At 64.1% G+C, this 25,176-nt stretch carries 23 protein-coding genes; 15 read left to right on the top strand and 8 right to left on the bottom strand.

Going from position 1 to position 25,176, the window contains the following annotated elements:
- Positions 1 to 189: 189 nt before the first annotated feature.
- The 7 genes from PG887_RS07705 to PG887_RS07675 all read left to right on the top strand — a co-directional run bounded on the left by PG887_RS07705 (position 190) and on the right by PG887_RS07675 (position 8,135).
- Positions 190 to 2,619, top strand: coding sequence for a heavy metal translocating P-type ATPase (locus tag PG887_RS07705; RefSeq protein ID WP_270821425.1), 2,430 nt, complete (start codon positions 190 to 192; stop codon positions 2,617 to 2,619).
- A complete protein-coding gene (cueR, locus tag PG887_RS07700) occupies positions 2,616 to 3,005 on the top strand; it encodes a Cu(I)-responsive transcriptional regulator (protein WP_010676100.1) in 390 nt (129 codons plus the stop codon). The genes PG887_RS07705 and cueR overlap by 4 nt, the downstream gene beginning before the upstream one ends.
- A 153-nt stretch (positions 3,006 to 3,158) precedes the next feature.
- Positions 3,159 to 4,313, top strand: coding sequence for a GGDEF domain-containing protein (locus PG887_RS07695; protein ID WP_043153375.1), 1,155 nt, complete (start codon positions 3,159 to 3,161; stop codon positions 4,311 to 4,313).
- 30 nt (positions 4,314 to 4,343) lie between these two features.
- A complete protein-coding gene (locus PG887_RS07690) occupies positions 4,344 to 4,607 on the top strand; it encodes a YihD family protein (protein ID WP_010676098.1) in 264 nt (87 codons plus the stop codon).
- Positions 4,608 to 4,804: 197 nt separating this feature from the next.
- Entirely contained in the window at positions 4,805 to 6,253 is a 1,449-nt protein-coding gene (ccoG, locus tag PG887_RS07685; protein ID WP_010676097.1) for a cytochrome c oxidase accessory protein CcoG, read from the top strand.
- Positions 6,254 to 6,327: 74 nt separating this feature from the next.
- Entirely contained in the window at positions 6,328 to 7,317 is a 990-nt protein-coding gene (locus PG887_RS07680) for a serine/threonine protein kinase (RefSeq protein ID WP_039039688.1), read from the top strand.
- A 209-nt stretch (positions 7,318 to 7,526) separates the two neighbouring features.
- Entirely contained in the window at positions 7,527 to 8,135 is a 609-nt protein-coding gene (locus PG887_RS07675; protein WP_053287991.1) for a thiol:disulfide interchange protein DsbA/DsbL, read from the top strand.
- Positions 8,136 to 8,215: 80 nt separating this feature from the next.
- Here PG887_RS07675 and phnE read toward each other — a convergent pair whose 3' ends face one another.
- The 5 genes from phnE to PG887_RS07650 all read right to left on the bottom strand — a co-directional run bounded on the left by phnE (position 8,216) and on the right by PG887_RS07650 (position 13,294).
- Entirely contained in the window at positions 8,216 to 9,763 is a 1,548-nt protein-coding gene (gene phnE / locus PG887_RS07670) for a phosphonate ABC transporter, permease protein PhnE (protein ID WP_109112443.1), read from the bottom strand.
- Positions 9,751 to 10,512 (bottom strand): phosphonate ABC transporter ATP-binding protein, encoded by a 762-nt coding sequence (locus PG887_RS07665; RefSeq protein WP_043153387.1) that lies wholly within the window; start codon positions 10,510 to 10,512, stop codon positions 9,751 to 9,753. The genes phnE and PG887_RS07665 overlap by 13 nt, the downstream gene beginning before the upstream one ends.
- Entirely contained in the window at positions 10,509 to 11,354 is an 846-nt protein-coding gene (locus PG887_RS07660; RefSeq protein ID WP_043153390.1) for a putative selenate ABC transporter substrate-binding protein, read from the bottom strand. The genes PG887_RS07665 and PG887_RS07660 overlap by 4 nt, the downstream gene beginning before the upstream one ends.
- Before the next feature lie 124 nt (positions 11,355 to 11,478).
- Positions 11,479 to 12,657 carry a nicotinate phosphoribosyltransferase gene (gene pncB / locus PG887_RS07655; protein ID WP_104452104.1) on the bottom strand — a complete coding sequence of 393 codons (1,179 nt, stop codon included), beginning with the start codon at positions 12,655 to 12,657 and terminating at the stop codon, positions 11,479 to 11,481.
- A 1-nt stretch (position 12,658) separates the two neighbouring features.
- Positions 12,659 to 13,294: a nicotinamidase gene (locus PG887_RS07650; protein WP_043153394.1), complete on the bottom strand. Its 636-nt coding sequence runs from the start codon at positions 13,292 to 13,294 to the stop codon at positions 12,659 to 12,661.
- Between the two features lie 74 nt (positions 13,295 to 13,368).
- On the opposite strand from PG887_RS07650, the gene PG887_RS07645 reads away from it, so the two are divergent.
- From PG887_RS07645 to PG887_RS07635, 3 genes are read left to right on the top strand one after another with little or no spacing between them, the layout of a single operon-like run.
- Positions 13,369 to 14,019, top strand: coding sequence for an NUDIX hydrolase (locus tag PG887_RS07645; RefSeq protein ID WP_104454977.1), 651 nt, complete (start codon positions 13,369 to 13,371; stop codon positions 14,017 to 14,019).
- 16 nt (positions 14,020 to 14,035) lie between these two features.
- The gene (locus PG887_RS07640) at positions 14,036 to 14,341 is read left to right on the top strand and encodes a hypothetical protein (protein WP_143236902.1); all 306 of its coding nucleotides are present in this window, start codon (positions 14,036 to 14,038) and stop codon (positions 14,339 to 14,341) included.
- Positions 14,338 to 14,814, top strand: coding sequence for a DUF523 domain-containing protein (locus PG887_RS07635; protein WP_104454975.1), 477 nt, complete (start codon positions 14,338 to 14,340; stop codon positions 14,812 to 14,814). Before PG887_RS07640 ends, PG887_RS07635 begins: the two co-directional genes overlap by 4 nt.
- On the opposite strand, the gene PG887_RS07630 is transcribed toward PG887_RS07635, so the two are convergent.
- From PG887_RS07630 to PG887_RS07620, 3 genes are all read right to left on the bottom strand, one after another.
- The gene (locus PG887_RS07630; RefSeq protein ID WP_052815773.1) at positions 14,757 to 15,704 is read right to left on the bottom strand and encodes an acyltransferase; all 948 of its coding nucleotides are present in this window, start codon (positions 15,702 to 15,704) and stop codon (positions 14,757 to 14,759) included. The genes PG887_RS07635 and PG887_RS07630 overlap by 58 nt on opposite strands.
- Positions 15,705 to 15,711: 7 nt before the next feature.
- The gene (locus PG887_RS07625; RefSeq protein ID WP_104454974.1) at positions 15,712 to 16,611 is read right to left on the bottom strand and encodes an acyltransferase; all 900 of its coding nucleotides are present in this window, start codon (positions 16,609 to 16,611) and stop codon (positions 15,712 to 15,714) included.
- A 132-nt stretch (positions 16,612 to 16,743) separates the two neighbouring features.
- Positions 16,744 to 18,261 carry a YifB family Mg chelatase-like AAA ATPase gene (locus PG887_RS07620; protein WP_270821424.1) on the bottom strand — a complete coding sequence of 506 codons (1,518 nt, stop codon included), beginning with the start codon at positions 18,259 to 18,261 and terminating at the stop codon, positions 16,744 to 16,746.
- A 384-nt stretch (positions 18,262 to 18,645) separates the two neighbouring features.
- Between PG887_RS07620 and ilvG the strand changes: the two genes are divergently transcribed.
- The 5 genes from ilvG to ilvA all read left to right on the top strand — a co-directional run bounded on the left by ilvG (position 18,646) and on the right by ilvA (position 25,088).
- Positions 18,646 to 20,292, top strand: a complete 1,647-nt coding sequence (gene ilvG / locus PG887_RS07615) for an acetolactate synthase 2 catalytic subunit (protein WP_039039681.1) — start codon at positions 18,646 to 18,648, stop codon at positions 20,290 to 20,292.
- Entirely contained in the window at positions 20,289 to 20,546 is a 258-nt protein-coding gene (gene ilvM / locus PG887_RS07610; protein ID WP_010676086.1) for an acetolactate synthase 2 small subunit, read from the top strand. Before ilvG ends, ilvM begins: the two co-directional genes overlap by 4 nt.
- Before the next feature lie 12 nt (positions 20,547 to 20,558).
- Complete coding sequence (locus PG887_RS07605) at positions 20,559 to 21,503, top strand: branched-chain amino acid transaminase (RefSeq protein WP_052815778.1); 945 nt, start codon at positions 20,559 to 20,561, stop codon at positions 21,501 to 21,503.
- 146 nt (positions 21,504 to 21,649) lie between these two features.
- On the top strand, positions 21,650 to 23,491 hold the full coding sequence (gene ilvD, locus PG887_RS07600) for a dihydroxy-acid dehydratase (RefSeq protein ID WP_160836760.1): 1,842 nt from the start codon (positions 21,650 to 21,652) through the stop codon (positions 23,489 to 23,491).
- A 64-nt stretch (positions 23,492 to 23,555) separates the two neighbouring features.
- On the top strand, positions 23,556 to 25,088 hold the full coding sequence (ilvA, locus tag PG887_RS07595) for a threonine ammonia-lyase, biosynthetic (protein WP_010676083.1): 1,533 nt from the start codon (positions 23,556 to 23,558) through the stop codon (positions 25,086 to 25,088).
- Positions 25,089 to 25,176: the final 88 nt, after the last annotated feature.

The raw sequence follows: 25,176 nt of genomic DNA, 5'->3' as shown, positions 1-25,176 counted from the left end.
TCGGCCCTTCTCCCGCGAGGGGAGAAGGGAACAGATCGGCATGCAGCCGATCCCGTCAACGGCGCCCAACGGCGCCGTTTTTTATTATCACAAAAAGTCGGTGTGCTCACTTGAGCTTGCCCTTACAGTAAAGGTTAAGGTTTGTTCATCGGCGCGGGTTTCGGCCGACGGGTTCCGGGGAGGAACAAAATGACCACTCATCTTCAATCACCCATTCATCTGCAGTTGCCGCTCAGCGGCATGAGCTGCGCCAATTGCGCCGGCCGCATCACGACCGCCCTAAACAAGCTCGATGGGGTATCGGCCACCGTCAACTTCGCACTGGAGCAAGCCGCCATCGAGCTGGCCAGCTCTGACCGTTTGCCGGCGGTGCTGGAGAGCATCAAGGCGCAGGGTTACGACTACGGCAGTGAGACCATCCTGTTTCAAATCACCGGCATGACCTGTGCCGGTTGCTCGGCCCGCCTGAACAAGATGCTGGCGGCGCTGCCCGGCGTCATCTCCGCCGACGTCAACTTTTCCATCGAGCAGGCTCGTATCGTGCTGGTACCCGGGGTGCAGACGCCCGCGGCCCTGCGCGAGCAGATCGAGGCCCTCGGCTTTGGCGCCCAACTGGCGCAGGGCTCGGCCAGCGGCCGCCGCCAGCAGTTGCTGGAGCGGGAAGCGCAGGAGGCCGCCAGCGCCCGTCAGGCGCAAACCCGGGTTATCGTCTCGGCTTTGCTTACCCTGCCGCTGCTGGCGGGGATGCTGGCCATGGCCGGGTTGTTCCCCTGGCATCTGCCCGCCTGGCTGGAGCTGCTGCTCGCCACCCCGGTGCAGTTCTGGATTGGGGCCCGCTTCTATCGCGGCGCCTGGCTCGCCATCAAGAACCGCTCCGCCAACATGGATGTGCTGGTGGCGACCGGTACCAGTGCGGCCTACTTCTACAGCCTCTATCTGCTGCTTAATCTGGGGGTGGCCGCCAGTGGCCAACTCTACTTCGAGGCGAGTGCCATCATCATTACCCTGATCTCCCTCGGAAAACTGCTGGAAGCGCGAGCCAGACGCAGCACCCAGTCCGCCATTCGCGAGTTGATGGCGCTGCGGCCGGAAACCGCCACCGTCTGGCGCGGCGAGCGCTGGCAGAGCGTCGCCATCGACGAGGTGCTGCGCGGCGACAGGCTGCGGGTGCTGGTGGGGGAACGGGTGCCGGTGGACGGCAGAATCGTGAGCGGCGAGAGCGAGCTGGACGAGTCGATCCTCACCGGTGAGAGCCTGCCGGTGCCCCGCGGTGAGGGCGACAAGGTGCTGGGCGGTGCCATCAACCGCTCCGGCGTGCTGGAAATTGAAGCCACTACGGTGGGGGAGGACTCCAGTCTCAGCAAGATCATCGCGCTGGTAGAGAACGCCCAGATGGGCAAGGCCCCGTTGCAACAGCTGGTGGACAAGGTCTCCGCCGTGTTCGTGCCGGTGGTGATGGCCATCGCCCTGTTCACCCTGCTGGTGTGGTACGCCATCAGTAACGACTTCGGTCAGGCGCTGCTGGCGGCGGTGGCCGTGCTGGTGATCGCCTGCCCCTGTGCGCTGGGGCTGGCGACACCGGCGGCCATCGTCACCGGTACCGGGGTGGCGGCGCGCCACGGCATTCTGATAAAAGACGTGGATACCCTGCAGAAGGCCCACGCCATCAAGGCGTTGATCTTCGACAAGACAGGTACGCTCACTCAGGGCAGGCCCGTGCTGGCCAGCTGGAGCGGCAACGACGAGCAACTGTGCCTCGCTGCCGCCCTGCAGCAGGCGAGTGAACACCCGCTGGCACTGGCCATGCGCGAGGCGGTCGACAAGGAGACTACGCTGCCCCAGCCGGAGGCGGTGGAGGTGCGGGTCGGTGCCGGTATTGTCGGTCAGGTCGCCGGTCATACGGTCACCATCGGCAATGGCTCTTTGCTGGCCCAGCTCGGCATTGAGGTGCCCGCGCAGGATAAACAGCCTGCCGACGGCGCGACCCGGGTCTGGGTGGCCATCGACGGCGTGGTGGCTGGCATTGCGGCGCTGGCCGATACCCTGCGCCCGGAGAGTCCGGATGCCATCGCCACCCTGCGCCAGCGCGGCATCGCCAGCTGGCTGGTGAGCGGTGATGCGCCGGCGCCGGTGGCCCATATCGCCGCCAAGCTGGGGCTGGACGGGGCCTTTGACTCCGTGCTGCCAGCCGGCAAGGTGGAGAAAGTGGAGGCGCTGCGGGCGCAAACCAGCGGGCTGGTCGCCATGGTGGGAGACGGGGTAAACGACGCCCCGGCGCTGGCGGCGGCGGATGTGGGTATCGCCATGGGCTCCGGCTCCGACGTGGCGATGGAGACCGCCTCCATCACCCTCATGCGATCCGACCCGCGGCTGGTGGCCGATGCCATCGACATCTCGGCGGCCACCTGGCGCACCATCCAGCAGAACCTGTTCTGGGCCTTCGTGTTCAACATCATCGGCATTCCGCTGGCGGCACTGGGTTACCTCAGCCCGGAACTGGCGGGGGCGGCCATGGCCCTGAGCAGCATCACCGTCTTGAGCAATTCCCTGTTATTGAAGCGCTGGCAGCCCCGGGCGGGCAGCCTGCGTGCATCTGAATCCCAAAGGAGTCATTCATGAACATCAGCAAGGTCGCCAAGGCCACCGGCCTGACCGCCAAGACCATCCGCTACTACGAGAGCATCGGCCTCATCTCGTCGCCAGTGCGCAGCGACAACGGGTATCGCAGTTATACGGATGCCTCCCTACGGGAGCTGCGCTTCGTCAAGCGGGCGCGGGAGACCGGCTTCAATCTGGAGGAGTGTCAGGAGCTGCTGGCGCTCTATCGGGACGAGCACAGAACCAGTGCCCAGGTGAAGAAGCTGGCCCAGGAGAAAATCGTCGATCTGCGCTCCCGCATCGCCGGTTTGCAAGCCATGCTCAGCGCCCTCGAGGAGGTGGTGAGCTGCTGTCACGGAGATGCGAATCCCCAGTGCCCCATCCTCGACGAGCTGGAGAAAGGGTGAGGGAGGGCTGCGCCTTTCGACCCTGCAGAAAAGGGTCTGTCGGGGCCTGTACGGGAGAGGACGCGCTGAGTGGCAGCTTAATAGCGGTCGATTGATTGTTGAGCAGGAAAGGGGAGTGTTAAACTGTGCGGCTCTTGTACAGGGAGTACCCAGTTGACACAGAGTGTGAAATATCAGGTGCGGCGGGCCATCATGGTCCAGCTCTATACCCACGCCTCCTTCAGCCTGCCTTGCCTGGGGCTGCTGGCGATCAGCTGGAGCCTGCTGTTCCACGATTACCTGCCGGCCAGCGAGTCGCTGGGCTGGCTCGGTCTGGTCCTGCTGCTGTTGCTGGGGCGCTGGTGGCATTTGCGCTGGCGCCAGCCCAGGCTGGCGGAGCTTCCGCTGCCGGTGCTCGAGCGCGAGCTCTTTGTCGGGGTGACCATCACCTCCATCATCTGGGCACTGGGCGTGCTTCTCTACATGGACAAGCTGCCCGACACCTATCGTGCCGCCATGATGATGCTCTCCAGCCTGATCCTGACCGGCAGCGCCATCATGCTGTTCGGCAGCCGTCGTACCCTCTATGGGGCCGTGCTGCCCCTCGGGTTTGCCATGTTGTTCGAGCTCAGTGGCGGCAACACCCAGGAGCGTATCGTCTCCTGCATGCTGGCGGGATATCTGTTCGTCTTTCTGCCGACCCTGCTGCGGCGCCTGCGGCGGGATCAGGTGGCCTCTCTCTACCACAGTTTTTCCAATGCGGATCTGGTGGCCGAGCTGAAGGCGGTCTCCGAGCACCTCAAGCTCACGTCCCGCCTCGACGGTCTGACCGGCATCGCCAACCGGGCCCATCTCGACGACTCCCTGGCGCGCGCCTGGCGTCGCTGTCACCGGGCCAGGGCGCCTCTCTCTCTGGTGCTGGTGGATGTGGACTACTTCAAGCAGTTCAATGATCACTATGGTCACCAGGTGGGGGACCAGTGCCTGCAACAGGTGGCGAGCCTGCTGGCCGAAGTGCTGCGGCGGGAAGACGATCTCGCTGCCCGTTACGGCGGAGAGGAGTTCGCCCTGCTGCTGCCCTGCACCACCTTGCAGGGGGCCATGCAGATCGCCGAGCAGGTGCGTACCTCGTTGCGAGCCCTCGGCATTCCCCACCACAAATCCCGGGTCTCGGGGCGGGTCAGTTGCAGCTTCGGGGTGGCGACCCTGGTGCCGGATCAGCATCACTCCATTGCCGAGCTTATCCAGAAAGCGGATGCGGCGCTCTATCAGGCCAAGCATAATGGCCGGGATCGTATCGAAGTAGCCTTGATGGGTAAGGTTGCCTGAGTTTCACAAGACAGATTAAAGAGGTCGTCTATGCAATGTCATCGTATCGAAGAGCTGCTGGAACTGCTGCAGCCTGCCTGGATCAAGGAGCAGGATCTCAGCCTGGTGCAGTTTGTTGCCAAACTGGCCGAGGAGGCGGGATTTGACGGTCCCCTGTCCGCACTGACCGACGACATGCTGATCTACCACCTCAAGATGCGGGAATCCGACAAGCAGGCGATGATCCCGGGGCTGGCCAAGGATCACGTGCCCGACTTCAAGGAGGCCCTGCTCAAGGCCCGCGGCATCAAGTAATCCGGCCGTCACATCGCCATCAGAGAAAGGTTTCAAGAGAATCTGTGAAAAGGCGCATAGTCAACTGGCTATGGGCCTTTTTTGTTGCCTGAAATTGCGACGGGACTCGAACTATAGATACATTTAACCCACACAATTAGCAGGTTGTTTAAGATATAATCGCTTTCATAACAATATGAGTGGAGCGATGTGTTGCAATGGCCGACAAGGACAAGATCGACATCAAGGATGTGACCGGTGACGTCACCGGGACTTTCAATCCCAACACCTTCAAGGCGGGAGATGACAGGTTCAACCCCGGCAACCGCATCTATGTCCGCTCCCAGACCGGCTACTGGCAGCGGGTGCGCAAGGCCATGGGCTGGTTCTTCGTCGCGCTCTTTGTCCTCCTGCCCTGGCTGCGTTATGACGGCCGTCAGGCGGTGCTGTTCGATCTGGAGCACCAGCAGTTCCATATCTTCGGTGCCACCATCTGGCCGCAGGATCTCACCCTGCTGGCCTGGGTCTTCATGATCGCGGCCTTCGCCCTCTTCTTTGTGACCACCTTCCTGGGCCGGGTCTGGTGCGGCTACCTCTGTCCCCAGACGGTGTGGACCTTCCTGTTCATCTGGTTCGAGGAGAAGCTGGAAGGGGCCGCCAACAAGCGTCGCAAGCTGGATGCGGCGCCCTGGAGCGGCGAGAAGCTGGCCCGGAAGGGCGCCAAGCACCTGGCCTGGATCCTGCTGTCGCTGGGCACGGGGCTGACCTTCGTCGCCTACTTCCAGGATGTCTTCCACCTGGTGCCCGATTTCTTCACCCTGCAGGCGGGAGGCTGGGTCATCTTCTGGGTGCTGTTCTTTGCCGCCTGCACCTATGGCAACGCCGGCTGGATGCGCGCCATCATGTGTATCCACATGTGCCCCTATGCCCGCTTCCAGTCCGCCATGTTCGACAAGGACACCTACATCGTCGGCTATGACAGCCAGCGTGGCGAGACCCGCGGTGCCCGTGGTCGCAAGGCCGATCCCAAGGCTCTGGGGCTGGGGGACTGCATCGACTGCGACCTCTGCGTGCAGGTCTGCCCGACCGGCATCGACATCCGTGACGGTCTGCAGTACGAGTGCATCAACTGCGGCGCCTGTGTCGACGCCTGCGACCAGACCATGGAGCGGATGGGGTATCCGAAAGGGCTCATCAGTTACACCACCGAGCACAAGCTGGCCCACAGTGAAACCCAGGTGGCGCGGCCCAAGCTGATTGGCTATGGCCTGGTGATGGTCGTCATGCTGGGGGTTTTCGTCTATAACGCCATGTCCATCATGCCCATGGGGCTCGACATCCTGCGGGATCGCAACCAGCTGTTCCGGGAAAACAGCGAGGGGCTCATCGAGAACACCTATACCCTGAAGATCCTCAACAAGACCCTGAACTCCCAGACCTACCGGCTGGACGTGGAAGGGCTGCCGGAGTACCAGTGGTTCGGACCCCGCGAGGTGACACTGAAGGCGGGCGAGATCTATACCCTGCCGGTGAGCCTGGCGGTGGATCCCTTCAACCTGAAGCGCCCCACTCTGGACGTCCAGTTCGTGCTCAAGCGGGAAGGCGCGGCGCCGGATGACAGCAAGGGGACCTTGCGCCAACCGAGCAAGTTTATCAGCAGGTTGTGACGGCAAGGCGCACCGCCATGCACGGAAACGGCAGACAGTGGTGATAGAATGGGGCGCAACAGCGCCCCTTTTCTATGGTGGATGACATGCGTTTCAACTATTCCGACCTCAATCCCGATCTCATCATGGATGCCATCGATCTCAGCGGCTTGCGCATCGACTCCGGCCTTATCGAGCTCAACAGTTACGAGAACCGCGTCTATCAGTTCCAGGATGAGGATCGCCGTCGCTACGTGGTGAAGTTCTACCGCCCCGGTCGCTGGAGCCGGGCACAGATCCTAGAAGAGCACGCGTTTGCCGCTCGCCTCTGTGAAGCTGAGATCCCGGTCGCCGCTCCCATTGCCTTTGCCGGCGAGACCCTGCTGGAGCATCAGGGCTACCCGTTTGCCATCTGGCAGAGCGTCGGGGGGCGTCAGTTCGAGGTGGACAACCTGGACCAGCTGGAGTGGGTGGGGCGTTACCTCGGTCGCATTCACAGCGTCGGTGCCAGCCATGCCTTTCATCACCGGGTTCCGCTGGATGTGGAGAGCATGCTGCACGAGCCGCGTCAGTTGCTGGCGGCAGGCGAGTGGTTGCCGAGCGGGCTGGCCAAGTCCTTCTTCGGGGTGCTGGACGAGCTGATCCGGCACGTATGCGACGCCATGACCCTGGACGTGGCGCGCATCTCCCTGCATGGGGACTGCCACCCGGGCAACATCCTGTGGCGTGACGGCCCCCTGTTTGTCGACCTCGACGATTGCCGCACCGGCCCCGCCATCCAGGATCTCTGGATGATGCTGAACGGGGAGCGTCATGAGCAGCAGATCCAGCTCGATACCCTGCTGGCGGGGTATGAGGAGTTCATGGAGTTCGACCCGCGGGAGCTGGCGCTCATCGAGCCGCTGCGTGCCATGCGCATCGTCCACTACATGGCCTGGCTGGCAAGACGCTGGGAAGATCCCGCCTTCCCCCGCCACTTCTCCTGGTTCAACACCGAACACTACTGGCGCCAGCAGATTGCGACCCTGCATGATCAGCTCGAGGCATTGAAGGCCCCGCCGCTCAGCCTGATGCCGCAGTGGTAGGGGCGTGAACCCGGCAGATCGCCACGCCACGGGGCGTCCGCTGGTGGTGTCGCCCGCACCATTGCCACAGCGGCAAGGTGCCCGTGGGAGGCGGGATGGCGGTCCCGCCTGTCTGCCTTTGCCATTGACGGCACGAGGGTGAGGCAATAGGCTTGGACTGCTTCGGTTCGCCGGGCGTGCCTCACAGTGATCCCTTAACAGGAAACGTCATGAAAAAAGTACTATTTTTCCTCGCTGCCATGCTGATGATCCCCATGGTTCACGCCGCCCCGCAATTCAAGGAAGGTGTCAACTATGACGTGGTCAGCCAGACCGGCAGCGCCCAGCCGGAAGTGATGGAGTTCTTCTCCTATTTCTGCCCGCACTGCGCCAAGTTCGAGCCGATTGCCGAGGATCTGAAGAAGAGCCTGCCGGAAGGCGTGCCGATGAAGAAGAACCCGGTGGCCTTCCTGGGCCGTGAAATGGGTCCCGAGATGCAGCGTGCCTACGCCGTCGCCAATCTGCTGAACGTGGAAGGCAAGCTGACCCCGGCCATCTTCGACAAGATCCACACCCAGCGCCAGATCCCCCAGAGCCGTGGTGACGTGAAGCAGATCTTCGTGGACAACGGCGTGCCGGCCGAGGAGTTCGACGGTGCTGTCGACAGCTTCGCCGTCTCCGGCATGGTCTCCCAGTTCGACCGCAACACCGAGAGCTACAACGTGCGCGGCGTGCCGGCCTTCCTGGTGAACGGCAAGTACATGGTGAAAATCGAATCCATCACCTCCCAGGAACAGTTCAACCAGCTGGTGCAATTCCTGCTGGCGAAGAAAGACTGATCCAGACTGACCTCGTGAAAAAAGGCCCGCCGGTGCAAACCGGCGGGCTTTTTGTTTATCAGGGCCATGTAAGGCGGGCCTCAGATCTGGCAATCCCGCTGGCTGGGGGCCGGGCGAGGCAAACGGGTGCGGCGGCTGAGGGCCTCCGCCAGCCAGACCAGCAGCAGTATGGCCAGCAGCAGGGTGGCGGTCTGGTCGTAGCGGAACAGGCTGAGCGAGACATAGAGCTGCTGTCCCAGGCCGCCGGCGCCAACCACGCCGAGTATGGTGGCGGCCCTCAGGTTCATCTCGCCGCGATAGAGGCTGTAGGCCAGCCACTGGCGCGCCACCAGGGGGAACACCCCGTACCAGAAGCAGGCCGTAGGGCCGGCCCCGCTCAGCTGCAAGGCGAGGCGAGGGGCGGGATCCGCGTTCTCCAGGGTCTCCACGAACAACCGCGCCAGCACCCCGGTGGTGTGCAGGGTCAGCGCCAGTATGCCCGCCACCGGCCCCAGTCCGACCGCGATCACCAGCAGGCTGGCGAAGATGAGTTCGGGCACGGAGCGCAGCAGGTTGAACAGCAGCCGCAGCGGCCAGCAGTGGCGCGCGAGGCAGGCCAGCGGCAGGGCCAGCAGGGCGCTGAAGAGGGTGCTTAGCAGCGCCATCTGCACCGTATCGAGCAGGCCCATAGCCACTGTCTTGAGGAAGGGCCATGACCAGTCCGGTCGCAAAAACTCCCCCAGGAAGGTGCCCAGGCCCCCCAGTGAGAAGCTCAGCATGCGCCAGTCGAGCTGATACAGCGCGAGGACAGCGGCCAGCCCCAGGCAGATCAGCAACAGCAGGCCGGGGGAGCGGCTGTGGCGCAGCCAGGCGCTGAGGCCATCCGCGAGCGTCACCAGCAGGATGAAGGCCAGCAGCAGGGTCACCACCTCGCCACCGGCAAACATGCGCAGGGAGAGTTCGAGCTGCTGACCGAGCCCGCCGGCGCCGACGAAGCCCATGATGACGGAGGCGCGCAGGGCGCACTCCCAGCGGTAGACGGTGTAGGAGAGCAGTTCCTGACGCACCGCAGGCAGCACGCCGTACCAGAGCGCCTGCAGCCGGCCGCTACCGCCCAGCAGCAGGGCGCGGGCCGGTTGCAGGGCACCGCTCTCCATGATCTCGTTGTAGACCTTGGCCAGCATGCCGCCGTAGCTGACGGCGATGGCCAGGATGGCGGCGAGCGGCCCGAGCCCCGACAGACGCACGAACAGCAGCGCCCAGATGAGCTCGGGCAGGCTGCGCAGCACGATGGCGACGAGGCGCGAGAGGGCCCGCAAGGCGCCGCGCAGCGGGCTGGGCACCGGCCCCAGTTCGGCCAGCGACAGGGCGCGGGAGCCGAGCAGGGCGAACGGCACGCCGAGCAGCAGGGCGCCCGCCAGTCCCAATGTCGCCACCGCCAGACTCTCCAGGGTCGCGGTCAGGGTCAGGACGAGGAAGTCCCGATCCATGCGGGGCGGCCAGCTGGTGGCGAGGAAGTTGCCCATCTGCCGCCAGCTCTGGCCGTCGAACAGGCCGAGCCAGCCGTCGGCCTGTTGCCACAGGCTGTAGCCGATGAGCAGCAGCAACCAGGGCAGGGGATGGCGCCAGCGGCTAGTCAAATTGAACACGCCGCCGCCTCGTCATCACCGGCGTAGAGCTCGGCCAGCATGGCCGGGGTGACGGCCGCCGCCGGACAGTCGAACAGCACTCGCCCCTCCCGCAGGCCGATGATGCGGGGGAAACGGCCGAGCGCCAGCTCGACCGCATGCAGGTTGGCGATGAGTGTGCTGCCCCGGGCGCGGGCCTGTGCCAGCAGGGCATCCAGGCTGCCTTGGGCGAGCACGGGATCGAGGGCGGAGACGGGCTCGTCCGCCAGGATCAGATCCGGCTGCTGATAGAGCACCCGTGCGATGCCGACCCGCTGCAACTGGCCACCGGAGAGCTCGCCGCAGCGCTGTTGCCACTTGTCGGCGAGGCCGAGGCGCGCCAGCTCGGCTAGCGCGCCTTCGGGGTCGCAGGGGCGCAGCAGGGAGAGTAAGGAACGGCCGAGGGACCACTGACCGAGCCGGCCGGCCAGCACGGCGGTCACCACCTGCTGGGAGGCGGGCAGCGGCGGTTGCTGCCAGACCATGCCGATCCGGCTGCGCAGCCGCTGGCGGTCCCGGGTGGAGAGGGTCCAGGGATCCTGGTCCCAGAGGGTGAGCCTGCCTTCGCCGCGCAGCTCGGTGCCGAGCAGCCGCAGCAGGCTGGTCTTGCCCGCGCCGCTCGGCCCTATGATGGCCACGCACTCGCCTGCCGTTATCTGCAGGTTGAACGGCTGCAGGATGCGGCTCTGGCCGAGCCGCAATCCTTCCCCGTCCAGCGCGACGGCGATCACTTCAGCAGGCCGGCCTGGGTGGCGGCGGCTTCGATGCCCAGGTAATTCTCGGGCTTGGTCTCGATGAAGCGGGTAGCGCGTTGCAGCTTGAGGATCTCGGCCTGGGCGGGCACCGCCGGATCCAGGCTGAGGAAGGCTTGCTTGATCTTCTCTTGCAGGGCCGGATCCATATCACCGCGTACTGTCCAGTTGTAGTCAAAGTAGGTCGGGGTGGTCCAGATCACCTTGACCTTGGTGGTGTCGACCTTGCCCTCTTCCACCAGTTTCTCCCACACGGAGGCGTTGAGCGCACCGGCCGGCACCTTGCCGGAGGCGACCCAGGCGACGGTGGCGTCGTGGGCGCCGGAGAAGGCGACGTGGGCGAAGTCACGTTCCGGGTTGATGCCCTGCTCGGCCAGGAAGTGGCGTGGCATCAGGTGACCGGAGGTGGAGGAGGGGGAGCCGAACGCGAAGTCCTTGCCCTTGGTGTCGGCCAGGGTCTTGATGCCGCTGTCGGCATTGGCGATGAACTTGGAGGTGAACTGGGCATCTTCCTGACGCTGCACCAGGGGTACCACCTTGTCGGCACGGCGGTGTGCCTGCACATAGGTGAAGCCCCCGAGCCAGGCCATGTCCAGCTTGCCGGCGGCCAGCGCCTCGACCACGGCGGCGTAGTCGTTGACCGGCACGAACACCACCTCGCGGCCTGTTTTCTCGGCCAGGTAGTCACCCAGGGGGGCAAACTTGCGCTGCAGCTCGGTGGGGGCTTCGTCCGGGATGGCGGAGACCCGCAGCGGTTCGGCGGCGACGGCGCTCAGGCTGGCGAGCAGGGTGGTGAGGGCGAATATCCATCTGGAGGTCATGAGTGGTTCCTTGTGGTCTGGCGTTCGAACAAGCGAAAGGTCCGACGGGGGCCGGACCTTTCAGGTGAGTCATGGTAGGGGGCCATCGGCGCAGTGCGCAAGATGGGACACTCAAAAAGGCGTCTTATACCCCGACGTGGAAGGCCTGCTTGAGGTTGCGGATGAAGTCCGCGTCCCGGCACAGGGTCTTGCCCGGGCTGTCGGAGATCTTGGCGACCGGGCCGCCGTTGCACTCCATCAGCTTGAAGACGATGTTCATCGGGGTGACGCCTGGCAGATCGCAGGTGAGCTTGGTGCCGATGCCGAAGCTGGTGTTGATGCGACCACTGAAGTGGCGGAACAGCCGGACTGCCTTGTCGAGGTCGAGGCCGTCGGAGAAGACCAGCGTCTTGGTGGCGGGATCGATACCGAGGCGCTGGTAGTGGCTGATGGCCTTCTCGCCCCAGACCACGGGGTCACCGGAGTCGTGGCGCAACCCCTGATATCGGCTCGCCAGCTCGAAGTCGAAGTCGCGCAGGAAGGCATCCATGGTGATGCAGTCGGTCAGGGCGATGCCGAGGTGGTTGGTGAACTCGTCCAGCCAGCTGGTGAGGGCCGCGCGCTGGCTGAGTTCCAGCGGGAAGCCGAGTTGCTGGTGAGCCTGGAACCACTCGTGGGCCTGGGTGCCCACCGCCGGCAGCCGGTATTTCTGGGCCAGCTGGTAGTTGCTGGTGCCGCGAAACGCCGGCAGCCGATCCTGGAGGCGGCCCACCACGGCATCCTGCACCGCATGGGAGAAGCGGCGGCGGGTGCCGAAGTCGATGAGGTTGAACTCGGTCATCTCCTCCCGGCTCAGCTCCCGTTCCAGCTTGTCGATCTTCTGGTCGAGCCGCTCCAGTGCCTGGCTGACGCCGAACTGGGGGTAGCGGAAGCGGTTGCGCATCTCGCTGATGATGGCGAGCACCGGGATCTCCCACAGGATGACGTCCTGCCAGGGCCCTTCGACCCGCACATTGATGCGGCCATCCTGCTCGAACACCTTGAGCAGGGAGGCATCCAGCGGCTTGCGGCGCAGGTGATCCAGATAATCCGGGGTGAAGAAGGGGCGCTCGGCCAGAAAATCGAGCTCGGGTCGGGTCAGCCGCAGGGAGCCGGCGAGGCGCAGCTGCTCCTCGATCTCGCCCATCATGGGCAGCAGATCCTCTTCGTTGCGGCTGTGGAATTCGGCCACCACCTCGGCATCCGGGTAGCGATGGAACACAGCCTGCTGCATGTGCAGCTTGTAGGCATCGGTGTCGAGCAGGCTGTTGAGGATCGGGGGCATATCAGGCGTCCAGCAGGCGTTGTACATCGGCCAGGGTCTGGGCCAGCTCGGCGCCGGCCTCGATCATCTGGGCACGGGCCTGGGCGATCGTCTCGGGGGCGATACCGCGGCAGGCATCGAGGTGGACGATGACCCGGAAGCCGGCGCGGAGCAGTTGCAGCACGCTGGTCTTGACGCAGTAGTCGGTGGCGAGGCCGCCGACCAGCACGGTCGCGACGCCGCGGGCCTGCAGGAACTCGATGAGCCCGGTGCTGCGACGCTCGGCGAGGTCGTGGTAGCAGGCGCCATAGGGGTGCAGATCCGGCTCGACCCCCTTCCAGACGAAGAAGTCGTAGTCGATGGGGGCGGGCAGGCCGTCGAGCAGCTCGAAGCCAGGGGTGCCCGGCACGCAATGGGCCGGCCAGGTGAGGTCGGCGTTGGGCAGATCCAGCGGTTGCAGCATGGCGGCCGGCTCGCTCACGACCCAGGCAGCGTTCGCGGGGTGGGCGTCCTTGCTGCCGACTCGCAGGGTGGCGAGGGCGGCCTGGGCGTTGAGCGCCGCCACAATATCATCCCCGCCTGCGACGGGCAGCTCGTTCGGACAGAGCGGAGTAAACCCCTTCTGCGCATCAATATCCAGGCTGGCGATGGTTCCCATGGGTGACTCCTGCACATAATATTCTTGTGATATTATCTACCAAACATTATTAGAAGGCGAGCATGTCGACCAGGATGCCGAGAATGAGTCTGGATATGGTGGTGCTGCGGTTGCGCGAGGAGCGGCTCGAACTGCTCCTCGAAACCCGGGATCGCCCCCCCTTTGCCCACTGCTGGCAGCTGCCGGCCCTGCGCATCGACGAGACCCGGGATCGGGATCTGGATGCCGCCCGCCACCGCCTGCTGGCGCAGTGGGGGCTGGCGCAGTGCTACAGCGAGCAGGTCTGCACCCTCGGCAACCTGGAGCGGGATCCCCGGGGTTGGTCCACCACCCTCGTCTACCTGTGCCTGGCGGAGCCCGAGGCCGGCGCCGTGCGCGGCTGCTGGCACCCTCTGGATGACCTGCCCAACCTGCAACTCGCCTTCGACCATCCCCAGCTCATCGCCATGGGGCTGGAGCGGCTGCGCATCAAGAGCCGTTACAGCACCTTGCCGCTGCACCTGCTGGGGTCGGAGTTCACCCTCTCCGAGGTGCAGCGCGCCTTCGAGATCATCCTGCAGACCCCCATGAACACGGCGGCGTTTCGCAAGCGGATCCACCGGGCCGACATCCTGACGGACACCGGCCGCAAGCGTACCGGCAAGCAGCGGCCCGCCATTCTCTACCGGCTGGAGAGCCCCTGCTGCGTGATGTTCGATCAGGTGATGAACGGGGCTGAGGCATGAAGAGAGCGCTATTGCTATGAATTACAAAGTGAAGCTTTCATTAATTGTGCGGGATGTAGATAAGACCTGTTTTTGCAGTGGTTCCAAAGAGCTTAACTTGCCTTTCGCACCATTTTCAGGGCTTCGTTTGCATGAAGGAATGCAAGTTTACACTCTTGCTGCTGTCGGATGGGCAGACCATGAACAGTGCTTTTATGGCTCTATAGAAATTAGTGAAGAGCTACTGCCCGATGGCGATCTAATAGATATGGATTTCATTGTTGAAACAGCAAAAAGTACCGGGTGGGTTGGCTTTAATAAAATTCATAAGGCACAGGTGTGAAGGAAAAAATCTTAGTCAGCTCCTGTCTACTGGGCCAGCCGGTGCGCTACGACGGCCGCAGCAAGGGCATCATCAGCGACTGGCTGGCCGAGTTGGGCGCCGAGGGGCGGGTGCTGGCCTTCTGTCCCGAGGTGGCGGGGGGGCTGCCGACCCCGCGACCACCCGCCGAGCGGCAGGGTGAGTCTGTAGTCACCGAAAGCGGGCTGGATGTGACGACCGAGTTCGATCGCGGCGCCGCCCTGGCGCTGGCGCTCTGCCAGCAGCAGGGCATTCGCTTCGCCCTGCTGAAAGAGGGGAGCCCCTCCTGCGGCAGCGGCCGTATCTACAACGGCCGCTTCGAAGGGGTCTCGGTGGCGGGCGAGGGCAAGACCACCGCCCTGCTGCGCCGCCACGGCATCGCCGTGTTCAGCGAGGATCAGCTGCCCGAACTGGCGTCGGCGCTCTCCTTGGCGGTCAATGGGATGGGCGCCTGAGCCCGCTGCCAGCCTTCCAGTATTTCGTCCTTCTCCTGCCAGCGCTGGTTCAGCCACTCCTGGAAGCCGCGCTTGAACTGCTTGTCGTTGAAGTAATCCCCTACCAGTTGCTCGTCCACCGGCAGCTCCTCGATCCGCACCCGGATGCGCTTCATCCGCCCCATCAGGAAGTCCTTGAAGGGGGTCTCGGTGTTGTCCGGGTAGCTGATGGTGACGTTGATCAGGCTGTCGAACTGATCGCCCATGGCCGCCAGGGTGAAGGCGAGCCCGGCCGCCTTGGGCGGCATCAGGTGGCGAAAGCGGGAGCGGGAGGCGTCACGCTTCTGTTCGGTGAAGCGGGTCCCCTCCACGAAGTTGATGACGGTGGTGGGGATGTGGCGAAACTTCTCGCAGGCGTTGCGGGTGGTCTCGATGTCCTTGCCCCGCAGGTGCGGATTGCGCAGCAGAAACTCTCTCGAATAGCGGCGCATAAAGGGCATGTCCAGCCCCCAGCAGGCGAGCCCCAGCAGCGGGATGTAGATGAGCTCGTGCTTCATGAAGAACTTGGGCACCGGCAGCCGGTCGCGGAAGAGATGGCCCAGCACGACGATGTCGGTCCAGCTCAGGTGGTTGCTGATGATGAGATACCAGCCATCCTTGCGTAGCCGGGTGTCGTCCTCCACCTGCCAGTCGATGCGGGTGGTGAGGCGGATCACCAGGGCGTTGCAGCCGAGCCACAGGCGCATGAAACGGTTGTTGAGGCGACTGCAGGCACGACCGAAGGCCGGCACGGGGAGCAGCAGCTTGGCCAGGGACACCAGCAGGATCAGGCTGGCGCACAGGGCGGTAAACAATATGGCCAGGCCGGTGCTGATGAGCAGCACCAGGGGGCCGGGGAGCAGGCTTAGCATGAGTGTCTTACTGCGTCTTGTCCGCCAGTAGCTGGCCCAGGGTCTGGTCTTTCTCGCACCAGATCCCGTTCAGCCACTGCTGAAACTCTTGTTGGAACTCGGGGTCATTGAAGTAATCCCCCACCAGATTGCGTTCGATCGGCAGAAAGCGGACCCGAACCTTGATCTCCCTGACTCGACCGCACATGAAGTCCCAGTAGCTGGGGATGCCGCCTGGATAGGCGATGGTGACATCCACCAGTTTGTGCAGCTGATCCCCCATGGCCGCCAGGGTGAAGGCGACGCCACCCGCCCTCGGGTGCAGCAGGTGACGATAGGGAGCGCCCTGTTTGTCGTGCTTGCTGGCGGTGAAGCGGGTGCCCTCGACGAAATTCATCACGCTCACCGGAATGTGGCGGAATTTGGCACAGGCCTTTCGCGTGGTCTCTATGTCTTTTCCCTTCAGATGCGGGTGTTTTTCCAGGAACTTGCGGGAATAACGTCGCATGAAGGGGAAGTCGAGTGCCCACCATGCCAGACCGAGAAAAGGTACCCAAATCAGTTCTTTCTTGAGGAAAAACTTCAGGAAGGGGATTTTTTGATTAAAAATCCGCTGCAGTATCAGTATGTCGACCCAGGATTGATGGTTGGCAATCACCATATACCACTCATTCCGGCGCCCTTTGTCCACTCCGACCACATCGAAAGGGGTGTTGATGATGGTTTTCTGGATCAGATTGTTAAAACCTATCCAGTGGGTGGCGCAGCCGTCCAGGAGGGTGTTGCAGAGACGTCGCGCCCCCTTGAAGGGCAGCAGCAGCTTGATGAGGCCAAGCAGCAGGACGGGGACAAACCAGAACAGGGTGTTGATGAAATAGAGCAGGGTCGAGAGGCTGCCGCGCAGTCGCTCTATCAGCTTGTTGGGCATGGTGGAATCCGTCTTCGTATCGGTGGATGGCAACCAAGTGGTCAGATCTGTTGCCATAATATCAGCCGGCCCACGACTAGACCATGGTGGCGCCCTTTCCGGGTCGGGAGGTGGCTGCTGCCGTTCCCCCTCTCACTGGCCCCCGCGCAGCCGTGACAACAGCCTGTCCATGGCACGATAGCCCAGGGCTTCGATCAGATGCGCTCTCTCGATGGTGGCGTGTCCCGCCAGATCGGCGATGGTGCGCGATACCCGCAGGATGCGGTGCCAGGCCCGGATGCTGAGCCCCAGCTTCTGGATTGCACCCTCCAGAAACTCGGCATCCTGTGGCGATAATCTGCAAACATCTTCGATTTCACGACTATCCAGCAGATTGTTGAGTTTTCCGCTGCGACTCAGCATGCGCTCTCGCGCCCCCAGCACCCGTTCGCGTATCTGCTGGCTCGATTCCCCCCGCTCCGCCTTGCCGGTCAGGCTCCCCCTGGGCAAGAGCGGGACCTCTACCGTCAGATCGAACCGATCGAGAAAGGGGCCGGAGAGCTTGCCCAGATAGCGCAAGGTCTGATCCGGGCTGGAGCGGGTCTGGCCGTCGCCATAATGGCCGCAGGGGCTGGGATTCATGGCACCCACCAGCTGGAAGCGGGCGGGAAAATCCACCTGGCGGGCGGCACGACTGATGGTGATGTGCCCGGTCTCCAGCGGCTCGCGAAGGGAGTCGAGCACCTTGCGCTCGAACTCCGGCAGTTCATCCAGAAACAGTACCCCGTTGTGGGCGAGGGAAATTTCTCCAGGCCTGGGATGGGTACCCCCGCCCACCAGCGCCACCGCCGAGGCGCTGTGATGGGGCGTGCGATACGGCCTGTGGTGCCAGTGGCCGGCGCGGGGGGTTAGGCCGCCGATGGAGTGGATGGCGGCGGTCTGCTGCGCTTCTTGTTCGCTGAGCGGCGGCAGAATGCCGGGCAAGCGGCTGGCCAACATGCTCTTGCCGGTGCCGGGGGGGCCGATGAACAGCAGGTTGTGGCTGCCGGCTGCGGCGATCTCCAGCGCCCGCTTCGCTTGGGACTGACCGATCACGTCCTGCAGATCCGGCACGTCGGGCAGGGTCTCCGCGCTCTGGGGTTCCGGCAGCGGTAGTTCGTACTGGCCCGCCAGCCAGGCGGTGACCGCCAGCAGCTGGTGGGCGGTGCGCACCTCGGCATCCTGTATGAGGGAAGCCTCCGGACCGTTCTCCCGTGGGACCAGTAGGGTGCGCCCTGCGTCGCGGCAGGCGAGCACCGAGGGGAGCACCCCAAGCACGGGGCGGATCTCGCCCGTCAGGGCCAACTCCCCTAAAAATTCGTGATCGAGCAGGTATTCTGCGGGTATCTGCTTGGATGCGGCGAGAATGCCGATGGCGATGGCCAGGTCGAAGCGGCCCCCCTCTTTGGGCAGATCCGCAGGGGCCAGGTTGACCGTGATGTGTTTACTCGGGAACTCGAAATTGCCGTTGAGCAGGGCGCTGCGCACCCGATCCCGCGACTCCTTCACCGAGGTTTCCGGCAACCCCACCATGTTGAAGGCGGGCAGGCCGTTGGAGAGGTGCACCTCCACCGTGACTTGCGGCGCCGCTATCCCCAGGCTGGCACGGCTATAAACAACAGCTAATGACATAAATACCGTCCTTGGTTTGATGTATATGCTGGTTAACCGTTTTTTATTAGTTTTTTGTTCCAGTTGTCAGGTTTCAGAGCAGTTAAAATCAGAGTCTTGTCAGGTAAAAAGTGCTTGCCCAATAAAAATCACCGTGCTAGTTCTAATAGCCATTCGCGGCAAGCTCCGCTCCCATTTCACAGGATTTCCGGTTGTAACTATGAACATGGCCTCCCGTTTCGTCAGCATTATTGTGGTCCTAGTGGTGATTATTATCTCACCGCTCGGGGCTCGTTTGGCTGCACGGAACAAGGGATAGACCCACCACCGGACAGAACGAAACAAGCGACCCCCGAGCCTCACGGCCCGGGGGTTTTTTTTCGACCAAAGGACAGGATTTTCCACATGAACGGCGCGCAGTTTTTGGTACAGGCTCTCAAGAAACAGGGTGTGACCCAGGTGTTTGGTTACCCGGGCGGGGCCATCATGCCGGTCTATGACGCCCTGTATGACGGTGGCCTGGCCCATCAGCTCTGCCGCCACGAGCAGGGTGCCGCCATGGCTGCGGTGGGTTATGCCCGCGCTTCCGGTCAGGTGGGGGTCTGCATCGCCACCTCTGGCCCCGGCGCCACCAACCTGGTCACCGGCCTCGCGGAGGCACTGCTCGATTCGGTACCGCTGGTGGCCATCAGCGGCCAGGTGCCCTGCGCCGCCGTCGGTACCGATGCCTTTCAGGAAGTGGACGTGCTCGGCATGTCCCTCTCCTGCACCAAGCACTCCTTCATGGTGACGGACCCGGCGGATCTGGGACGGGTCATTGCCGAAGCCTTCGCCATCGCCACCGAAGGGCGTCCGGGTCCCGTGCTCATCGACCTGCCCAAGGATGTGCAGCTGGCCGCCGTTCCCTCTCAAAGCCCGCTGTTTGCCGTGGAGGAACCCGAGCCCCTGAATCCGGCCGAGCTGACGGTCGCCCGCACCCTGCTGGCCGGTGCCGAGCGTCCGGTACTCTACGTCGGTGGTGGGGTGGGCATGGCCAATGCCGAGCAGCAGCTGCGCGACTTTGCCGCCACCACGGGGATGCCGGCGGTCACCACCCTCAAGGGGATAGGTGCCCTCGACCCCGACAGCCCCGTCTATCTGGGCATGCTCGGCATGCACGGTACCAAGGCCGCCAACCTGGCGGTACAGCAGTGCGATCTGCTGGTGGTGGTGGGCGCCCGTTTCGATGATCGGGTGACCGGCAAGCTGGAAGAGTTTGCCCCCGAGGCGAAGGTGATCCACCTGGATGTGGACGCCGCCGAGTTCGGCAAGCGTCGCGCCGCCGATGTGGGGATCACCACGGATCTCAAGCGTGTGCTGCCCGCCCTGGCGATGACGCTGACCCTCGACCCCTGGCGCGAGCACTGCGCCACCATGGCTCGGGAATACGCCTTCCGCTACGACCATCCGGGTCAGGCCATCTACGCCCCGGCCCTGCTCAAAGAGCTTTCAAGCCAGCTGCCTGACACCAGCGTGGTGGCCTGCGACGTGGGTCAGCACCAGATGTGGGTGGCCCAGCACATGCGTTTCACCAGCCCGCGCAACCACCTGTCCAGTGCCGGCCTCGGCACCATGGGCTTCGGCCTGCCCGCCGCCATCGGCGCCAAGATGTCGCGCCCCGATGACGAGGTGGTACTGGTGAGCGGGGACGGCTCCTTCATGATGAACGTGCAGGAGCTCGGCACCATCCGCCGTGCCCGGCTCAAGGTGAAGATGGTGCTGCTGGACAACCAGCGCCTCGGCATGGTGCGCCAATGGCAGGAGCTGTTCTTCGACGGTCGCTACAGCGAGACCAATCTGTCCGACAACCCCGATTTCGTCGCCCTGGCTGCCGCCTTCGGCATTCCCGGCGAGACCATCACATGCAAGGAAGAGATAGGTCCGGCACTGGATCGCCTGCTGGCGAGCGAGAGTGCCTATCTGCTGCATGTGGCTATTTCAGAGGAAGAAAATGTCTGGCCCCTGGTTCCGCCAGGAGTCGCCAACCACAAGATGATGGAGCAACGCCCATGAACCAGCTCAATACCAGCACCCTGGAAATCCATGCCCAACCCAGACCCGAAGTGATGGAACGGGTGCTGCGGGTGGTCCGTCACCGCGGTTTCAATCTCTGCGCCCTCAACATGGAGCAGGATTGCCAACAGCTGCGGATCACGGTTACTGTCGAATCGGTACGTCCCATCCAGCAGTTGTGGAGCCAGCTGGTGAAGCTGGTGGATGTCTCCCGGGTCGATGCACTGGAACAGCAACCCCGGATCAGAGCTTAAGGAGCCAAGCCAATGTCACAGCCTTCCCAATCCGCCGCCCACCCCCAATACATCTGGTTCAACGGCAAGCTGGTCCCCTGGCAGGATGCCCAGGTGCATGTCATGAGCCATGCCCTGCACTACGGCTCCTCGGTGTTCGAGGGGGTGCGGGCCTATGACACTCCCAAGGGGACCTGCATCTTCCGCCTGCAGGAGCACACCCGCCGCTTGTTCGACTCCGCCAAGATCTACTGGATGGACGTCCCCTACAGCGAGACCGAAGTGAATGAAGCCTGCCGCACCGTGGTGCGCGAGAACGGCCTGAAGAGCGGCTACCTGCGCCCGCTGGCCTTTGTCGGCAACGTGGGGCTGGGGCTGCATCCGCCGCTGGATGCCAAGGCCGACCTCATGGTCGCGGCCCTGCCCTGGGGCGCCTACCTCGGAGAAGAGGGGCTGAAAAACGGAGTGGATGTGTGCGTCACCTCCTGGAACCGGCTCGCTCCCAACACCATCCCGACCGGTGCCAAGGCGGGGGGCAACTATCTCTCTTCCCAGCTCATCAGCCGCGAGGCCAAGCGCAACGGCTTCGCCGAGGGGTTGGCGCTGGATGTGAACGGCTATCTGAGCGAAGGGGCGGGGGAGAACCTGTTTCTGGTGAAGAACGGCGTGCTGTTCACCCCGCCCGCCACCGCCGCCATCCTGCCCGGCATCACCCGCGACACCATCATGACGCTGGCGCGCGACTTGGGTTACGAGGTACGCGAGCAGGCGCTGCCCCGTGAGGCGCTGTACGTCGCAGACGAAATCTTCATGACCGGCACGGCGGCCGAGGTGACCCCGGTACGCTCGGTGGATCGGATGAAGGTGGGCGCCGGTTGCCGTGGCCCGGTGACCGAGCAGCTGCAGAACGCCTTCTTCGGCCTGTTCAACGGCAAGACCGAAGACAAGTGGGGCTGGCTGACGCCGGTCAACGACTGATGAGAGCGGGGAGGCGTCACGCCTCCCCGAGTCGCTTCCGGTGAAGGCTCCCCGAGGTGCCTTCACCAGGATCGATTCCCGATCCGCGAATCACACATTCATGTTGAAAGACAATGCGCCCCAGGGGCATTCAGGGAGTAGAGACAATGCCGAAGTTGAGATCCGCCACCACCACCCACGGACGTAACATGGCCGGGGCCCGCGCCCTCTGGCGTGCCACCGGCATGACCGATCAGGATTTCGGCAAGCCCATCATCGCCGTGGTCAACTCTTTCACCCAGTTCGTGCCGGGCCACGTCCACCTCAAGGATCTGGGCCAGCTGGTGGCCCGGGAGATCGAGGCCGCCGGCGGCGTCGCCAAGGAGTTCAACACCATCGCCGTGGATGACGGCATCGCCATGGGCCACGGCGGCATGCTCTATTCCCTGCCGTCCCGGGAGCTCATCGCCGATTCCGTGGAGTACATGGTCAACGCCCACTGCGCCGACGCCATGGTCTGCATCTCCAACTGCGACAAGATCACCCCGGGGATGCTGATGGCCGCCCTGCGCATCAACATCCCGGTCATTTTTGTCTCCGGCGGTCCCATGGAAGCGGGCAAGACCAAGCTCTCCGACCAGATCATCAAGCTGGATCTGGTGGACGCCATGATCCAGGGCGCCGACCCCAAGGTCTCCGATGCACAGAGCGATCAGATCGAGCGCAGCGCCTGCCCCACCTGCGGCTCCTGCTCCGGCATGTTCACCGCCAACTCCATGAACTGCCTGACCGAGGCACTGGGTCTCTCCCAGCCGGGCAACGGCTCCCTGCTGGCAACCCACAGCGACCGCGAGCAGCTGTTCAAGCTGGCGGGCCAGCGTATCGTCACTCTGGCCAAGCGCTGGTATGAGCAGGACGATGCCTCGGCACTGCCGCGCAACATCGCCACCAAGGCGGCGTTCGAGAACGCCATGGCGCTCGACATCGCCATGGGCGGCTCCACCAACACCGTGCTGCACCTGCTGGCGGCAGCCCAGGAGGCGGGCGTCGACTTCACCATGGCCGACATCGACCGCATGTCCCGCAAGGTGCCCCAGCTCTGCAAGGTGGCGCCTTCCACCCAGAAGTACCACATGGAAGACGTGCACCGCGCCGGCGGCGTGGTCGCCATCCTGGGTCAGCTGGAAAAAGCGGGCCTGGTGCACGGCGATGCCCGCAACGTGCTGGGCACCTCCCTGGTGGAGCTGCTGGCCGAATATGACGTCAGCCGCAGCAATGACAAGGGGGTTCACGACTTCTACCGTGCAGGCCCTGCCGGCATCCGTACCACCAAGGCGTTCAGTCAGGATTGCCGCTGGCCCGAGCTGGATCTGGACCGCGCCGAGGGGTGCATCCGCTCCTTCGATCACGCCTACAGCCAGGAAGGTGGCCTGGCGGTCCTCGCTGGCAACCTCGCCCTCAACGGGGCCATCGTCAAGACCGCCGGGGTGGACGAGGAGAACCTCACCTTCCGCGGCCCGGCCCGGGTATTCGAGAGCCAGGAGAGCGCGGTGAGCGGCATTCTGGACGGCACGGTGAAAGCCGGTGAAGTGGTGGTGATCCGCTACGAGGGCCCGAAAGGGGGCCCCGGCATGCAGGAGATGCTCTATCCCACCACCTATCTGAAATCCATGGGATTGGGCAAGGCGTGTGCCCTCATCACCGACGGTCGCTTCTCCGGCGGTACCTCGGGTCTCTCCATCGGTCATGTCTCCCCGGAGGCGGCCTCTGGCGGCACTATCGGTCTGGTGGAGGATGGCGACATCATCAACATCGACATCCCGGCCCGCAGCATGGTGCTGGAGGTGGCCGACAGCGTGCTGGCCACCCGTCGCGCCGCCGTCTCTGCCCGTGGCTGGAAACCGGTCGATCGTCAGCGCGAGGTCTCCTTTGCCCTGCGCGCCTACGCCATGTTCGCCACCAGCGCCGACAAGGGCGCGGTGCGCGATCGCACCCTGCTGGGGGAGTGAGAGGATGAACTGTCATGATATGGGCGCATTGCGCGCCCTTCGCCACGAGACGGGGGTATAAACCATGGTCTCTGCGGCGGATTATCTACGCAAGGTGCTGCTCTCCCCCGTCTACGAGGCGGCGCGGGTCACCCCCTTGCAAACCCTGAAGAAACTCTCCGAGCGGCTCGGCAATCACGTCAGCCTGAAGCGGGAGGATCTGCAACCGGTTCACTCCTTCAAGCTGCGCGGCGCCTACCACAAGATCGCCACCCTGACCCAGGAGCAGAAAGAGCGCGGCGTCATCGCCGCCTCCGCCGGCAACCACGCCCAGGGGGTCGCCCTGTCGGCCGCCAAGCTCGGCATCAAGGCGATCATCGTGATGCCCAAGACCACGCCGGACATCAAGATCGACGCGGTGCGCCGTCAGGGCGGCAACGTCATGCTGTTTGGCAACAGCTTCGATGAGGCCTACGGCGAGAGCCGCCGCCTCGCCGAGTTGGAGGGCTACACCCTGATCCCGCCGTTCGACGACGTCGAGGTGATCGCCGGCCAGGGCACCATCGGCAAGGAGCTGCTGGAGCAGGATACCCACCTCACCCACGTCTTCGTGCCGGTGGGCGGCGGCGGCCTGGCCGCCGGGGTGGCGGTCTACATCAAGCAGCTGCTGCCGGATGTGAAGGTGATCGGGGTGGAGGCTGAAGGCTCTGCCTGCCTCAAGGCGGCGCTGGCGGCCGGCGAGCCGGTCAATCTGGACCGGGTCTCCCTGTTTGCGGACGGGGTGGCGGTCAAGCGCATCGGCGAGGAGACCTTCCGCCTGTGCAACCAGTATCTGGACGAGGTGGTGACCGTCTCCAACGACCAGATCTGCGCCGCGCTCAAAGACATCTTCGATGACTGCCGCGCCATCGCCGAGCCGTCGGGGGCCCTGTCCCTGGCGGGCCTCAAAGCCTACAGCGAGCGAGAGCAGGTGAAAGGGGGGCGGATGGCGGCCATTCTGTCCGGCGCCAACGTCAACTTCCACAGCCTGCGCTACGTTTCCGAGCGCTGCGAGATCGGCGAGAAGCGCGAGGGCATGCTGGCGGTGACCATCCCCGAGCGCAAGGGGGCCTTCCTCGACTTCTGCCGTCAGCTGGGGCCCCGCATGGTGACCGAGTTCAACTACCGCTACGCCGATGCCGAGCAGGCGTCGCTGTTCGTCTCGGTGCGCCTCACCGGCGGTGACGAGGAGCTGGGCCAGATCATCGATCAACTCGGCGGCAACGGTTATCCGGTGGTCAACATGACCGAGAGCGAGCTGGCCAAGAACCACGTGCGCTACATGATTGGCGGCCGCCCGGCCCGGCCCCTCGGTGAACGCCTCTACAGCTTCAAGTTTCCGGAGCAGCCGGGGGCCCTGATGCGCTTCCTCGAGACCCTGGGCTGCCGCTGGAACATCAGCCTGTTCCACTACCGCAACCACGGCGCCGACTACGGACGGGTGCTCTGCGCCTTCGAGCTGCCGGACGAGGACGTGGCCGCCTTCCACGACTACCTGCACGAGATTGGCTACGGCTGGAAAGAGGTGAGCGAGGATCCCGCCTACCGCCTGTTCCTGGCGAGCCAGGGCAGCCAGTGAGCAGGGAGCCATCCCCTTGCCAGATGAAAAACGAAGAGCCCGGCTCTTCGTTTTTTTATGGGCAACGCGTCGGCCCCCATGATTGGGA

It is taken from the genome of Aeromonas sp. QDB14, assembly GCF_027707845.1.
Taxonomy (GTDB): Bacteria; Pseudomonadota; Gammaproteobacteria; order Enterobacterales; family Aeromonadaceae; genus Aeromonas; species Aeromonas caviae.
The sequence above is the reverse complement of the archived record's forward strand: the minus strand, read 5'-3'. Positions and strand labels throughout refer to the sequence as shown.